The 14,583-nt window shown below is 69.1% G+C and carries 11 protein-coding genes; 5 read left to right on the forward strand and 6 right to left on the reverse strand.

Annotated elements, in window-relative coordinates; translation table 11 throughout:
- Positions 1 to 178: 178 nt before the first annotated feature.
- The gene (locus ABZS37_RS20135; protein ID WP_355171118.1) at positions 179 to 1,843 is read left to right on the forward strand and encodes a Na+/H+ antiporter; all 1,665 of its coding nucleotides are present in this window, start codon (positions 179 to 181) and stop codon (positions 1,841 to 1,843) included.
- A gap of 106 nt (positions 1,844 to 1,949) precedes the next feature.
- Here the strand turns inward: ABZS37_RS20135 and ABZS37_RS20140 are convergent, their stop codons facing one another.
- The 3 genes from ABZS37_RS20140 to ABZS37_RS20150 form a co-directional block, all read right to left on the reverse strand.
- Entirely contained in the window at positions 1,950 to 4,430 is a 2,481-nt protein-coding gene (locus ABZS37_RS20140; RefSeq protein WP_355170987.1) for a M14 family metallopeptidase, read from the reverse strand.
- Between the two features lie 379 nt (positions 4,431 to 4,809).
- Positions 4,810 to 7,467 (reverse strand): DUF4132 domain-containing protein, encoded by a 2,658-nt coding sequence (locus tag ABZS37_RS20145; RefSeq protein ID WP_355170989.1) that lies wholly within the window; start codon positions 7,465 to 7,467, stop codon positions 4,810 to 4,812.
- Complete coding sequence (locus tag ABZS37_RS20150; protein ID WP_355170991.1) at positions 7,467 to 7,775, reverse strand: hypothetical protein; 309 nt, start codon at positions 7,773 to 7,775, stop codon at positions 7,467 to 7,469. Before ABZS37_RS20150 ends, ABZS37_RS20145 begins: the two co-directional genes overlap by 1 nt.
- Before the next feature lie 109 nt (positions 7,776 to 7,884).
- Here ABZS37_RS20150 and ABZS37_RS20155 point away from each other — a divergent pair, with 109 nt between their 5' ends.
- From ABZS37_RS20155 to ABZS37_RS20170, 4 genes are all read left to right on the forward strand, one after another.
- Entirely contained in the window at positions 7,885 to 8,355 is a 471-nt protein-coding gene (locus ABZS37_RS20155) for a TspO/MBR family protein (protein ID WP_355170993.1), read from the forward strand.
- Between the two features lie 229 nt (positions 8,356 to 8,584).
- On the forward strand, positions 8,585 to 9,988 hold the full coding sequence (locus ABZS37_RS20160; protein WP_355170995.1) for a sigma-70 family RNA polymerase sigma factor: 1,404 nt from the start codon (positions 8,585 to 8,587) through the stop codon (positions 9,986 to 9,988).
- Positions 9,989 to 10,117, forward strand: coding sequence for a hypothetical protein (locus ABZS37_RS20165; RefSeq protein WP_355170997.1), 129 nt, complete (start codon positions 9,989 to 9,991; stop codon positions 10,115 to 10,117). It abuts the gene before it with no gap.
- Positions 10,118 to 10,330: 213 nt separating this feature from the next.
- Positions 10,331 to 10,474, forward strand: coding sequence for a hypothetical protein (locus tag ABZS37_RS20170; RefSeq protein WP_355170999.1), 144 nt, complete (start codon positions 10,331 to 10,333; stop codon positions 10,472 to 10,474).
- A gap of 28 nt (positions 10,475 to 10,502) precedes the next feature.
- Here the strand turns inward: ABZS37_RS20170 and ABZS37_RS20175 are convergent, their stop codons facing one another.
- From ABZS37_RS20175 to ABZS37_RS20185, 3 genes are all read right to left on the reverse strand, one after another.
- The gene (locus ABZS37_RS20175) at positions 10,503 to 11,240 is read right to left on the reverse strand and encodes an alpha/beta hydrolase (protein ID WP_355171001.1); all 738 of its coding nucleotides are present in this window, start codon (positions 11,238 to 11,240) and stop codon (positions 10,503 to 10,505) included.
- Positions 11,241 to 11,511: 271 nt separating this feature from the next.
- Complete coding sequence (locus ABZS37_RS20180; RefSeq protein WP_355171003.1) at positions 11,512 to 11,709, reverse strand: hypothetical protein; 198 nt, start codon at positions 11,707 to 11,709, stop codon at positions 11,512 to 11,514.
- A gap of 124 nt (positions 11,710 to 11,833) precedes the next feature.
- Positions 11,834 to 14,020: an APC family permease gene (locus ABZS37_RS20185; RefSeq protein ID WP_355171005.1), complete on the reverse strand. Its 2,187-nt coding sequence runs from the start codon at positions 14,018 to 14,020 to the stop codon at positions 11,834 to 11,836.
- Positions 14,021 to 14,583: the final 563 nt, after the last annotated feature.

Here is a 14,583-nt window from a genome sequence, read left to right on the forward strand (position 1 = left end):
GACGAGCGACCGCGTTGATCAAAAGGTACGCTCGTACTGCTGCGGACTGCGCTGCCAGGCGTCGACGGGTGCCACCGATTGAATGCGACCGGCACCTCGGCCGCGAGCCGGCAGTCGACCGAAGAATTTCGCGCCTCGCGCCGCTCCAGGGGGAAGCCACCAGGTGAGCACACACTCAATGCTGTTGTTCGTGCTCGCCGCCGTTGCGGTCATCGTCGCCGTGCGGTGGGTGGCGGCCCGCACCGGCCTGCCGGCGGCGGCGCTTCTGCCGCTCATCGGCATCGCGTACGCGCTGCTCCCCGGCCCCAACGTCGGGCTTGATCCCGACCTCGTGCTCATGATCGTGCTGCCGCCGTTGCTCTACAGCGCGGCACTGGACTCCTCACTGCTGGACATCCGCCGGAACCTGCGCATCGTGGTCAGCCTGTCCGTGGTGCTGGTGCTTCTCACCGGGGTGCTCGTCGGAATCGGGTTCCACCTGTTCGTTGCCGGGGCGACACTGGCTGCCGGAATCGCGGTCGGCGCCGCCGTCGCGCCGCCCGACCCGGTGGCCGCCCTGGCGGTGGGCCGCCGGGTCAACCTGCCGCCGAAGATGGTCACGATCATCCAAGGCGAAGGGCTGCTGAACGACGCCACCGCGCTGACGATGCTCAGCGTCGCGGTGGCCGCCGCCGTGGGTGGTGAGTTCTCGTTCCCCGGGGCGGTTGGGAAGTTCCTGCTGGCGGCGGTCGGCGGGATCGCCGTGGGAGCGGCCGTCGCCTGGGTGGTTCGTCTGGCCCGACCGCTCACCACAGACCCGCTGTTGTCCAACGCCATCTCGCTCGCGACACCGTTCGTGGCCTATCTGCTGGGCGAGGAGCTGCACGTCTCCGGGGTGCTCGCCGTGGTGATCGCCGGGCTGATCGTCGGCCACCAGACGCCTCAGCTCGGCTCTGGGGCCGCGCGGTTGCAGACCAGCGCGGTGTGGCGGCTGGTCGACTTCCTCCTCGAAGGCTTCGTCTTCCTGCTGATCGGCCAGCAGCTTCCCGAGGTCGTCAAGGGCCTGCGCCAGTACGACACGTCGACCATCGTCATCGCCGTCGCGATATCCGTCGGCGTGGTGCTGCTCCTGCGCCCCGCGTGGCTGGTGTTGACCCAGTCCCTCCCCCGGTCGCTGCACACCCGGTTGGGTGGCATATCCGAGCAGGACGACCCCGACGAGCCCAGCAGCGCCCGGCAGGTCGCACGCGCGGACCGCAACGCCCGTCGGCTCAGCCCTCGCGAAGTGGTGGCGTTGAGCTGGTCCGGTACGCGTGGTGTCATCAGCCTGGCCGCGATCTTCACCCTGCCGCTGACCACCAACAGCGGCGCGCCCTTCCCCGACCGTGATCTCCTTCTGTTCTGCACCTTCGTGGTCGTCCTGGTGACGCTCGTCGGACAGGGCCTGACGTTCGCGCCGCTCGTGCGGATGCTGGGCCTGCGCGCCGACGAGACCGACCAGGCCCGCGTACGCAACGAGGCCCGCTCGGCGGCGGTCGAGGCCGCCCTGGCCCGCCTCGACGAAGTTGCCGCCGACGAACCGGACAGCACCGTGGCCGTCAACACCACCCGTACGCAGTTGCTGGCCCGATTGGCGCGCTACCGCGGCCGGCTCGACCTGCTGGAGCAGAGCGGGTCGTCCGAGATGCCCACCTCACCGCAGTACGAGACGGCGCTTCGTGTCCGGCGGACTGCCATCGACGCGCAGCGCGAGGAACTCGTGCGCTGGCGCGACTCCGGCCGGCTGCCCGACGAAGAACTCCGCGTCCTGGAACGCGAACTCGATCACGAGGAGCTGCTGCTTCCAAGGCGGGCAACCAGCTGACCTGTCGCGGCGCGGATCGTGACCTCACCGTAGGGCGGGGTCCGCATGATCATTGCCTCGCCAGTGTGGTGGACCCACTGACGAGGCAATGATCATGGGATGAGCGCTACTTCTTGTCGATCTTGATCGTCGCGGTCCGGTAGTTGTTGCGCTTGTCGTTCTTCGTCGGGTCGTAGTTCTTCTCGATGTTGCCGGCGCTGTCCACCGAGAACCAGTTGAACGTCGTCGTCTCGGTCACGTGGAACACCTGCCCCGGCTCACGGAACTCGGTGGCCGCATAGCGCGGCGACTGGAGCGTGGGCCGGCTGCCGTCCGTCGTGTAGTAGATGGTGGCCGGTTCGTTCGTCTCGAAGCGCACGTCGACGGGCTCGCGGTACTTCCCGTTACCGGGGACGAGCTTGGACGTCGGGTCCTTCTTGTCCTTGCCCCAGTCCGCCGCGACCCGGAACATCTCCATGATCCCGTTGGCGTACTCCATCGTCTCGGCATGGCCGCTGACGAGGTTGGGGTCGCCCTCCCACGCAGGCTGGAACGAGCCGCCCTGCCAGTTGCCGGTGGCCGGGTTGTAGACGGAGCCGCCAACCTCCCAGCCGAAGGCGTAGATCCCGTAGGTGTAGTACAGGTCCTCCCGCACGTTGCCCGCGGAGGAGTAGAGGACGTCGGACGAGCCGCCGACGTTCTCCGGCGTGACCACGGTTTCCCGGTGCGCCTTGACCTGCGACAGGATCCTGGCGGCCGACTGCCAGTAGAACGCCTCGTCACCCAGCGGCGGACGCGGCGTGGTGATCCGCCCGTCCGCGATGTAGGCGCCGGGCTGCCAGAACAACTGGCCGCCGTTGGAGTGCACCGACATCATGAACTTGATGTTCGAGTACTTCTCGACCAGCCAGATGATGTTCTTCGACTCAGGCTCGGACAGCTCCTCCGGCCCCTGGTAGGTGCCGCTGACGCAGTTGCTCGACCCGCCCGCGTAGCCGTCGTGGCCCGACCCGACCCGGTAGTTCCGGTTCAGGTCGACGCCCCAGGAGTTCCGCTGCGCCGGATCGGCGGTCGCGTCCGGGCAGTGGTTCGTCATGTTCTTACGCTGCGAGGCGAAGTTGTAGAAGCTGTAGTTCGCCCCGTCGGGGTTGTTGGAAAGGATGAAGAAGACGTCGGTGTTGTCGACGATCTTCTTCGTCTCCTTGTCGCTCTTGTAGTTGTGCACCAGCCGCTCGGCCGACTCCAGACTGGTCGTCGCCGGCACCCACTCGCGGGCGTGGTCCTGTGCCTGGATCAGCACACCGGGCTTCTTGCCGTCACGGTGCTTGCCGATCCGCAGGACGGGGATCGTGACGGGGCCTCGCGGCACCTCACCCTCGGGTGCGCCGACGCGCTTCTGGTCGAGGGAGTCGGTCAGCGCGACCGGGCCGCCCGTCGGCGCGACGATGCCGGTGCCCGCGTTGGTGCGGTACGGGTGCGACCGGTCGATGAGGCCCTGGGACTGGGTCCGCAGTGCGTCCGCCACCTCGGTGGCCGTACTCGCCAGCCCACCGGAGGCGTCCTTCGCGAGGAGGACGCGGACCGCCTTGCCCGTGACCTCAGCCGCGAGCGGGAGGTCCGCACCCGGCCGGTCCACGAACTCGACCGTGACGTCGTTGCCACCCTCGTGACCCCACGCCGCCGAGCTGACGACGACCGCCGCCTGCCCCGTACCGCCGATCGTGGCCTGCGCCTTGCGCTGGTAGCCGTTCGTCTGGTTGGGCAGGTAGACGATCTCAGCGATGTCCGGGTACTGGCGGGCGATCTCCTTGGCGCGGCTGTAGAGCTGCTGCGGGTGCCGGTAGCCGTCCACGAAGTCCGCCTTGTAGCCCCGGTTCTCCGTCAACGGCGGCGGAGCATCCTCAAGCCAGTCGGAGACGACGCCGGTGGTGACACCACCGGTCGAGCTCGTGACCCGGATCTGGTTCGGACGCGCGTCGAGCTTGAACAGGTTCCGGTGGAACATGTACTGCCCGGAGTCCACGAACCGGCTCATCGTCCGCGCGAAGCCGAACGACGTGCGCTTGCCCGAGTCGTTCTCGAGCTGCATCTCGACGATCGGGTCTGCCTGCTGGCCCTCGGTGGTGCGGGCCTCGACGTAGAGGAAGCCCTGACCCTTGGTGGTGAACCAGTCGGCGCGGGCGATCCGTACCGTCGCCTCGTGGCTCGCGGGCTGGACCGCCCGCGCGGCAGCGCCCTGGATGCCGCCGTCGGCCTCGTCGCTCCACTCGAAGCCCACGTCGTCGCCGAGGACCTCGACGCCCATCGCCTTCAGTTCGGCGACCTGCTCGGCGGTGACGACCGCCTCGCCTTCGATACCGGTCGGCACGCGCTTGAGGCCGTGCTCGATGTCGAAGCCGGCGGCGACCACCTTGTCCAGCAAGTCGGCGCCGGCCAGCTTGATGGGTACGAGGCGTGCCTGCTCCCGATTGTCGAGCTGGGACCGCCCGGAACCGGCTGCGGCTGTCGACCCCGTGGGATCCGCGCCAGCGGGCCCCGTCGTCACGAGGACACCCGCCACCAGGGCGGGCAGCGCGAGAAGTGCGATGCGCCGTTGTCTGCGTCGCATATTCCCCTCTTTCTACTTGCGACGTTCGATGGATGTGCTGACCGGACCCCGCACGGTCGTGCCTCCATTGAGGACAGCCGTACTAAGCTCGTGTGCGCTCTGCCTGGGGGTACGACGATGGTTGCCGTTGCGGAAGGGATCGGGGGTCGTCAGCGAGCTGAGTGCGGTGAGCGTATGTGCGTTGTGCGGCCGCACTGGGTCGCGTGATCCGAATTTGAGCATTCCTTGAGGCACCGAGCGACGCCACGGACGTGTCGGATGATCGGCGATGCCACCCAAGGCCATGCGCTTGTGGCGGCAGGCCATCGCTACCGGCGCCGCCTGGAGGGACAGGTGAAGGACGGCGGAACCGCTTCGTCGCAGGGCGAGGCCGAGCGCCTCACAGTTGGCGCAGGATCACCGGGTCCTTGATCTTCTTGTCGGCCGCCAGCAGCAGCGCCTTGCTGATGATCTCGGCGAGCCGGCTGTCGCCTTCGAAGGGCAGGAACATCTCCGGCTCCTTCGCCTTCGCCGAGTCCGGGATGATGCACAGGTAGCGGTCCTCCGGGGCGATCAGGATGTTGCCCGAGCCGCAGTGGATGCGATACGTGTGCAGATCGCCGCGCACCTCGAGGAACCTGTCGGTGAAGGTGCAGCGGTCGGCGATCGTCAGCCGGGGGATCAGCTCGGCCAGCACCTCCCGGCGCGTCTGACCGTGCGGGGTGAGGTCGCCAAAGCTGTTCTGTGACCAGTAGTCGCGGTACCGGCCCGCGGGACCACCGTCGAACCAGTTCGGGTCGTTGCCCACCCCGGCCGCGGCCACGAACAGGTCGACGTCGCGCATCACCTCGCTCAGCACGACCGGCGGAACCTGCTCCAGCGGCACCGGCGTGCGCTCTCCCCGGACGAACCGCAGCTGATCGGTCCCCATCGTGTCGAACACCAGGTCGTCGCCCCGGTCCTCGATCCCGGAGATGGTCAGCTCGGCGCGCAGGCCCCAATCCGGCAGGGCCAGCCGGGGCAGGTCGTAGCTGGCACCGTCGTTGCGGTGTTGCACGTACGACCAGCCGCGCCGGGACAGGAGCGCGTTGAGGCGATGCTGGAACACGATGTGCGCCGCGAACCGATTGGAGTACGTGCCGGTGGCCCGCTCCGCGTCGGTCAGCAGGTACTGCTCCCGGTGTGCCTGCTTGAACGGCTGCGTGATCGCGTGCCGGGTCAGGAAGGCCCGCCAGGGAAGAACCGCAGCCGGGTCCTCGACCGGGTGCCACAGCCGGACCGTGGCGCCGTCGGCGGGCTCGAACACCGTGTCGTCCACGGCCCGCAGGGCATCACCACCCCAGCAGCAGGCGACGCCGTCGACGGTCCAGATGAGCCGCCGAGCCAGGGTCCGGGCCAGCGGGTGATCCAGGAATCGCTCGCGCCACTGCTCGGCCGTCCACACACGGTTGCGTCGCAGCAACCCTTCCAGACGATCGCGGGTGGCGATCAGCGTGGCGCCGACGTCCGTGACGGTCGCCTTCAGGTCCTTCAGCTCCTCGCCGAAGTCCTTGCGCACCTGCGCGGGAGGAGCCTTGACCACCTTGCCGTCCGCGTTGCGCCACACCACGACCGGGTCGATGCCGCGCACCTCAAGCTCGTACGAGCAGTCACCCAGTTTGTCCGCGAGCGGCAGCCCGAAGCCGGGCAGGGACATCTCCTCGACGTCCTCGCGGCTGATGCCGAGCGCCTCGGCGTGCGTGGTCAGCCCCTTCTCCACGATGCGCAGCGTGCTCTTGTAGGTCAGCCGCGACGCCAGCCGAGCCAGTTGCGCGAGGGCAGCGGGATGGTCGCTGTCGATGAGTGCCGCGACCGCGACGTTCGCCAGTTTCGGGCTCGCCGGTCCGTGCCCGGGAATCTTGCGGGCGGCCCGTTCCGCGATCTGGCCGAGGCTGCGCAGGTTGCCTTCCGAGGGCGGACACATCGCTCGCATCCAGATCAGGCCCCACAACAGCCCGACGTTGTAGCGGTCCGGCATCCGAGGCGAGACATCCGCGTAGTGGCCGCTACAACACGTGGTCATGCGCAGCGGCAGGCTGCGCGCCAGGCCCACCAGCGGGAGCCAGTTGTCGAGCCGGTCGGTGAACTCGTCGCCGCCGACCCCATCGAGCAGGAGCCGAGCGCTCTTCTGCCAAGCTGCCGTCGGCTTCGCCTTGTCCGCACCGAGTGGGCAGTGGGCGAGCAGCGCGTGCCACGCGGACCGGCGCTCCTCGGGCATCGCCTCAATGTCCGCGATGGCGCGATCAGACCACTGTTCACCGACGTTGGGGATGGGCCACATCGTGTCGGTCTCGCCGCCCATGTCGGCCAGGACGCGCTCGATCCGCGTCCGGCGCCAGGCTGCCAGCGCCGCCGGGTGCGAACGCCCGGCGTGGTGCTCGGCTTGTAGCGACTCCCAGGTGAAGCGCTGCAACGACCAGCTCCACCCACCGAATCCCAACCACGCTTGACCGCCCAGCCGATCGAGCCAGGCGGCACCACCCAACCCACCGGCCGAGCGCAGAGAGCGGATCAGCACGGTCCGCCCGTCGCTGTCCTGCCCCGGCACCGTCAACGCGTCGAACACGGCCTGCCGCACATCCACCGGCTGCGCTGCCAGGAGTTGCTCCGTCCGCGCCCACGACTCACCGCTCGCGGACCCCCACGGGGTTTCCTCCGTGATCCGGTGGCGGCGCGGCAGATATTCGATCACCGTCATGGCCGCGGCGACACGGCGGTCGTGGTCTGCCTCGGCACCGTCGAGTGCCGCCACGGCGGCGCCAAGCGACTCGGCCCGTCGCGTGGCCTCCGGAAGCAGTTTGATCTGCGTGGGAGCAAGATCATACGGTCCGTCCGGGTCGTTGAGCGCGGCGAGCAGCACCCGACCCCTGCCGTCCAGCGACCAGCCACACACCAGGGCCACCCGGTCGATGAAATCCCGCTGACTAACCGGGGACAGGGTGTTGCCGGGTCGATCGCACCACTCCTTGACGGTGGCGACCACCTCGCGCAGTGCCGGCTCCGGGTCGTACGTGCCCATCAGCCACCCACCAGCGGCACGAGCTTGAGGAAAGTGACCCGGGACCCCACGTGCAGGCGGACCTTCTCGTCCAGGGCCGTCACCTGACGATCGTCGACCAGCACCACGAAACCGTTGCGGCCGAAGGACTCGAGCGTCACCCGGGTCCGCTCCTCCGGATCGACCTGGGCGCCAGACTCGGCGACCTCCAGGAATGTCCGCCGCCGGATCAGCTCGTCGAGGCGTACCGTCTCCTCGAAGATCTCCATGGTCCGCTCGGGCCCGCTCGGCGCTCCGGTCGCTTCATCGACGACTGTGATCAACGGCATGGCGCAGAGGCTAACCGAACACTCCGACAGCCTGTCCCTCTCGGTCTGCCGCCCGGCGGCCGGTGACCGGGCGCGGTTGATCCGTCGCAGGCCGGGTAGCTGAATACCCATGCGACTACCAACCCTGGTCAAGACCGCAGCGGCTGTCACCGTGACGGCCGCCGCCGGGACGGCGGTGAACGACACCTCCAATCGCTGGTACCAGCGCCTGCGCAAGCCGTCCTGGCAGCCCCCGCCAGTGGCGTTCCCGCTGGCGTGGACGCCGCTGTACGCGCTGATCGCGGTGGCCGGCGCCCGCGTGCTGGACCGCACCAGCGAAGCCGACCGCGCCGCGTTCACCCGCGCCTACGCGCTCAACCTGGCCCTCAACTTCGGGTGGAGCGCGCTGTTCTTCAAGGCCCGCAGGCCCACCGCGGCGCTGGTCGAGATCGCCGCGCTCAACGCCTCGAACTTCGTGCTGCTCCGCCGCGCCTCGCGTGCCGATCGCGTCGCGGGCGTCGCGCTGGCCCCGTACGCCGCATGGACGCTCTTCGCCACCGCACTCAACGGCGCCATCGTCCGCCTCAACAGCAACAGGTGAGCCCGTCACCACCTGCAGCCCGAGGACCTGCGTGTAGAAGGCCTTGGCAGCCTCCAGCGACATGCTCTTGAGGTCCGGGACGATCCTGCTTACCGCCACACCTCGCCACCACCGCTGCTGGTGCTGTCGGGGCGTTTCGACGGTGACGACGTCAGTTTGTGTGACCTGAACGGGTGTCAACCACTCTCCACGTTGTACGAGGATGTCCCGTGAAGGCGAGGTTGTGAGCGTGACCTATCACGCGTACCCGAACAGGACCGACATGTCGACGGTGGTGGACGCGGCACGCCGCGGCGACCAGGCGGCGACGGACGAGTTGGTCTCGCACTATCTGCCACTGGTGTACAACATCGTGGGCCGGGCACTGAATCGATCGGCGGATGTCGACGACGTGGTGCAGGACACGATGTTGAGCGTCGTGCGAGGGCTGGCGGGCGTACGCGATCCGCAGCTTTTCCGGTCGTGGCTGGTGGCCGTCACCATGAACGAGGTCCGGGCCCACAAACAGCACCGACACACCACGCCGGCGCCGCCAGAGGACATCGACAACCTGATCGTCCCGGGTTCCGACTTCGAGGACCTGACCCTGACCCAGCTTCGCCTGTCCGATCAGCGCCGGGAGGTCGTCCTGGCCACGCGCTGGCTGGACGACGACCACCGCCACCTGCTGTCCCTGTGGTGGCTGGTCGAGGCGGGTCACCTCTCCCGCGCCGACCTGGTCGATGCCCTGCGGCTGGACCCACACCACGTGACCGTCCGCGTGGCCCGGATGAAGGCGCAGTTGGACACCGCCCGGCTGGTGGTGCGAGCCCTCGCCGCCCGGCCCGGCTGCGCCGGCCTGATCGACACGGCCTCCGACTGGGACGGTCAACCGGCGCCGGTGTGGCGCAAGCGGTTGGCGCGGCACATTCGGACCTGCGCGCACTGCCCAGACGCCACGGGGGATCTGGTTCCAGCCGAGCGGCTGCTGGCCGGCCTGGCGCTCACGCCGCTCCCGGCCGGCCTCGCCTCGGACGTCACGCACAAGGCGTACACCGTCTCCAGCGCGTCGCAGGGCGCTGCGTCGGCAGGCACGCGCGCCAAGACCGCCGGGGTGTTGCAGCAGACCCGCGTCGCGGCCTTGTCCCTGCCCAAGACCCTGGTCGGCGCCTTCGCGGCCGTCGCCCTGGTCGGAGGGGGAGGGATGGTCCTCGCCGGTTACACGGACGGGCCGAGGCAGCAGCCGGCGAGCGCGACAGGCGCCGAGCCCTCAACCGCGATCACCGAATCCGCCGCCGAGACCACCGCACCCGCGCTCGCTTCGCCTTCCCCGACGGCACTCGACGCGTCCCCGACCACCTCGCGCGCGAGCTCCGCCCCCACCAGGTCAGCGATGCCGACCAAGTCGCCGACGCCGACCAAATCACCGACCAAGCCTGCCAGCGCGTCGACCGGAGTGTCCGTCGCGGAACAACGTCTGCTGGTGCTGCTCAACGAGCGGCGTCGCGCGCTCGGGCTGCCCGAGGTCAAGATGCGCACGACGGAGCAACGCGCTGCGGAAGTCTGCGTGAAGCAGAACCTGGATGCGGGCACCATGACGCACTGCGGCCATGAAGTCCTGTTCGCATCCTCGGGCAACTCCTCACCCGAGTAGATGATCGAGACCTGGTTCAACAGTCCCCCGCACAAGGTGGCACTGACCTACTCCAGCTCCCGCTTTGCCGGCCCCGCCATCGTCTTCAACGGCACCCGCCAGATCGCTGCCATCAACATCGACTACTGACGCTTTCCGCACGTGAGAGTGGCGCAGCGCCGACGGCGCGACCGGCCCGACGCCAATCGGCGCCGTGCCGGTCGCCCGCTATCCCACCAGCTGCGACGGTGTACCTGGAGGGCGCCCGTGGGTGCCGATAAGGGCGATCAAGGCAGACAGCCGCCACGCCTGCTCGGCAGACACCGCAGGCCGAACCCTCCCCATCAGAAGAGATCGGGAGCCGTGGTCGAGCGCCGCCCCGACCGGCCGGCACCGCCGATGGCCGGTACCGCCGCGGTCGGGGCGGTTGTGCATCTGCTGGCCACCGTCATCGAGGAGGGCCGGGACCTGTCCTCGATGAACGGCATCCTGGCCGACAGCTCCTAGCGTCTGCTGCCGGCCTGACGGCCCGACCTCACTTCAGGTGCCGGACGAAGAACCGGTTCCCTTCGTCCCCCTCGAACTGCGGGACGCCGGTGTGCCCGCCCATGTTGGCGTGCAGCGTCTTCTCCTTGGAGCCGAAGGCGTCGAACAGGTCCAGGGCCAACTGCCGGTCGTTTCCTTCGTCGTCCCACTGCAGCAGGACCTGCAGCGGAATGGTGACCTGCCGGGCCTCCTCGAACATGGTGCGGGGCACGAAGCTCCCGGCGAACAGAAGGGCGGCCGAGATGCGCGGCTCGACCACCGCCAGCCGGATGCCGATGGCGATCACCCCTCCGGAGTACCCGACCGGGCCGCCGATCTCGGGCAGTGAAAGGAGGGCGTCCAGGGCGGCCCGCCATTCCGGGACCGCTTTTTCGACCAGCGGGAGGACGAGCCGATCGACGATTTCGTCGTTGACCGGCTCGCCGGCCTCCAACGCCCGGCGCAGGTCGGCGCGGGCCTGCTCGACGGCGGCGAAACGGGGCCGGTCACCGCCTCCGGGGAGCTCGATGGTGGCCGCGGCGAAGCCCTCCGCTGCGGAGTGCCGGGCCCGGGCCACCAATCGGGGGTACATCCTGTGCAGTCCGCCGGGGTGGCCGACCAGGATCAGCGGCGCCGGTGCGGATGCGGATGCGGATGCCGGCGTCCACAGGATGCCGGGGATCTCACCGAGGGTGAATTCGCGCTCGAGGACGCCGTCGTCGAGGCGCTGTTCGGAAGTGAATCGCATGGTCGTGCCTTTCGGGAGTGCTCGTGGACGGCGCTCCCGGACGACCTATCGCCCGACCGTGACCCCGGAGGGAAGCACCCATGTCGATACGTTCACGGGTACCACCTCCTCGTTCTCTTGCACGGCCTCCGGGAAAGTAGCAGTGGTCGCCGTGATCCGCCAACGGGTTTTCGCGGACTCCGTGGCCGGATGCCACGGACAGACCGCATCGCGGTTACGGTGCGACGTGGGCCAACGACACGAAAGCTCCGCCCCGGTGTGAACCACCAGGTCAGGCCCTTGATCGTTGGTGCGCCGCCAGGGACTCGAACCCCGAACCCGCGGTGATCCGGCCGCAGGGGCGGAGTCGTCCGAGGACCTGACTGGCCAGCGGATAGGTCGAGACGATCACGGCCGCGGCCGGGTCGATCGCGGCCAGCATCCGCGTTGCGGCGGCACCGGCCGACAGCGCGGCGGCTTGCGCCGACATCCGGGGCCGGCAACGGCACGCAACAGCCACCCCTCTGTCGCCGGCGCGGTGCGCAACTGCCGGGCGTACGTGCTGAGCAGCGCGCTGCGGACGAGTCAGGGCCCGCGGTCGGCCCGAGCGCGCGTCAGCGAGCGGTCTGGGGAGGGGCCTCGGACAGGTGTATGGGCATGCTGGTGATGACGACGCGGGGTAGGCGGCGCAGGGCCTTGCGGAGGCGGTGCTCGATTTGTGTGTGCAGGATCTTCTGCCAGGGATGGTCCACCACCACCTCGGGTATGACCACCGTGAGAGTGATGTCGGGACTTCTGTCGTGCAGTTGGGCGATGTACTGGGCCAAGGGTTCGAGGATCTCACGGTGCGGTGACGCCACGGTCTCCAGCCGGATATGGTCGCCCCAGGCTGTCCACTCGTCGCGGAGCCGGTCGGCTTCCTGATCTTCGGGGCTGACGTGCACGGCGAGTGACGGTTGTCCGAGCGACACCACGTAGGCGAGAGCACGCAGGGTTGTCTTGTCGAACCGGGCGACCGGGACGACGAGTAGGTGGCGTATGTGTTGGGGTAGGAATTCTTGTGTCATGTCCGGCTCACTCCTGTTTTCGGGGGGCAACTGTGTTGGCGCGGGGGCGGGGCGCAGGGACACCGCCTGCCGTACCTGGTCGTAGTGCCGTCGTATCCGTAGGCACACCAGCACCAGCACCGGCACGGCGATGACGATCACCCAGGCGCCCGCGGTGAATTTGGTGATTGCTGCGGTCACCAGCACGATCGCCGAGAGCACCGCCCCGAGCGCGTTTATCGCGGCCCTGCGCCGCCAGCCCGGTTCACGGTGACGCCGCCAGTGGTTCACCATGCCGACCTGCGAGAGCGTGAACGCCAGGAAGACCCCGACCGCGAAGAGCGGGATCAGGGCCTGCGTGCGGCCCCCGAACGCGGTGAGGATCACCGCGGCGGCGACCGAGAGGGCAACCAGGCCGTTGCTGAGGGCCAGCCGTTCACCCACGTGCAGGAATCGGCGCGGGACGTAGTCGTCGCGGGCCATGAAGTACAGCAACCGGGGCAGATCGTTGTACGCGGTGTTCGCGGCCAGCAGCAGGACCATCGCGGTGGCTGCCTGGACGATCGCGTACCACGGTCCGTGGGGGAAGGTGCGGTGAGCGAGTTGGGACAGCAGGGTCTCGTCCGCTCGCGGGACCAGGCCGTTGAGGTGGATCAGGAACATCAGGCCCGCGAAGAGGAGGACCAGGAGGGTGACCATCCAGGTGAGCACGGTGCGGGCGTTGCGCCACTCGGTGGGGCGGAGGGCCGGTACGGCGTTGGACACTGCCTCGATACCGGTCATCGAGGTGGCGCCGGAGGCGAATGCGCGCGCGATGAGCAGCACGCCGAGTGCCTCCGTCGCGGGCACCGGTGGCGTCGGGGTCACGGTAAAGCCGCGTGCCCCGGCCTGCGCGAGCCCGACAAGTATCAGCCCCCCGATCGCGATCAGGAACAGGTAGGTGGGGGCGGCGAAGATGTTTCCCGCGGCGCGGATCCCGCGCAGGTTTCCGCTCAGCAGGGCGGCGATGGCCGCCAACGACAGAGGTACGGACAGTGGGGCCAGCGCCGGCAGAGCCGAGGTGATCGCGGCGATTCCGGCCGCCACCGACACGGACACGGTCAGCACGTAGTCGAGGATGAGACCGGCCGCCGCGGTCAGACCGGCCCGGGGGCCGATGCTGTCGCTGGCCACCAGGTAGGAGCCCGCGCCGTGCGGGTAAGCGCGCACGGTCTGCCGGTACGAAATGCCGACCGAGATCATCAACACCACCAGAGCGCCGGCGATCGGCAAGGACAGCCCCAGGGCCGCACTTCCGGCGAGGACCAGAATGGTCAGCATCGCCTCCGGCCCGTACGCCACCGACGACAACAGGTCGGACGAGAGGATCGGCAGCGCGATCAGTTTGCGCATGCGTTCCCGCAGCATGGACGCGCTGGACAGGGGCGGCCCGAGCAGCACCCGACGTGCCCGGACGGCGAGCCGGCCCAAGAACGTGTCGGATTGCTCCGCCGCTGGCGTCGCGGTGAGCTCACCGGGTTGGTCCGGCCGGAACTCTTCGTTCGCCCCTCGGGCGTGGGCAGCGCCCGGCCTGGAGGGGCGAAGCTCGGGATCTACCGGCAGCGCCCGCACCGGTTCCTCGGCCCGCCACTGGTCACCGAGCCGGCGCAGCGCCTCAATGTCCTGCGCCGACAGGGGCGGAAACTCCGCTGATGGGCTCAGAAAAGTCGTCGGCCGTTCCCGACCCGCACCGTCCCGCTCCTTGCCCACTCCCACTCCCGCTCCTACTGCTCAACACTCGCCAGCCGTACCGACGATTTCAGGAACAGCAGGCCCAGCGGCGGTGATCCGACGCATTGGTGCAACCCCATCGGCGTCGCGGGGTGCGCGCGGCGGAGGCCTGGTCAATGCCGAGGGCATCGGATCGTGGCGGGTTCAGGGCGACCGCGCCGTGGCGGGAAGCTGAGGTTTCTGCCTCACCGTCGTCGGCCCCTACCCGGTCAGCATGATCACGGTGCCGGGCGAGTGGTTGGACAATTCATCGCCGCCCAGCCTGGCGTTACTCGCTCTGGTCGCGGTGCAACTCGGGCTCATCCTGCTGTTGCCTCGTCCCGCCGAACGGATGCTTCGCCGTTCCCGCCCGTGGCGGGCGGCGGTCGGGGTGAACGCTGTCGTTCTCACCGTTTCCTGTGGCATCTCAGCGCGGTGGTGGTGCTCGTCGGCGGGTTTTGAATCTCGTGCACTGGCTGCCTCCGTCGTCGGTGGGCACCGGAACGTGGTGGGCGTGGCGGGTGCCCTGGCTGGCGGCGTTGGCGGTCATCCTGGCGGGTCTCGTCGCG

It is taken from the genome of Micromonospora sp. NPDC005413, from assembly GCF_040606435.1.
GTDB lineage: Bacteria > Actinomycetota > Actinomycetes > Mycobacteriales > Micromonosporaceae > Micromonospora.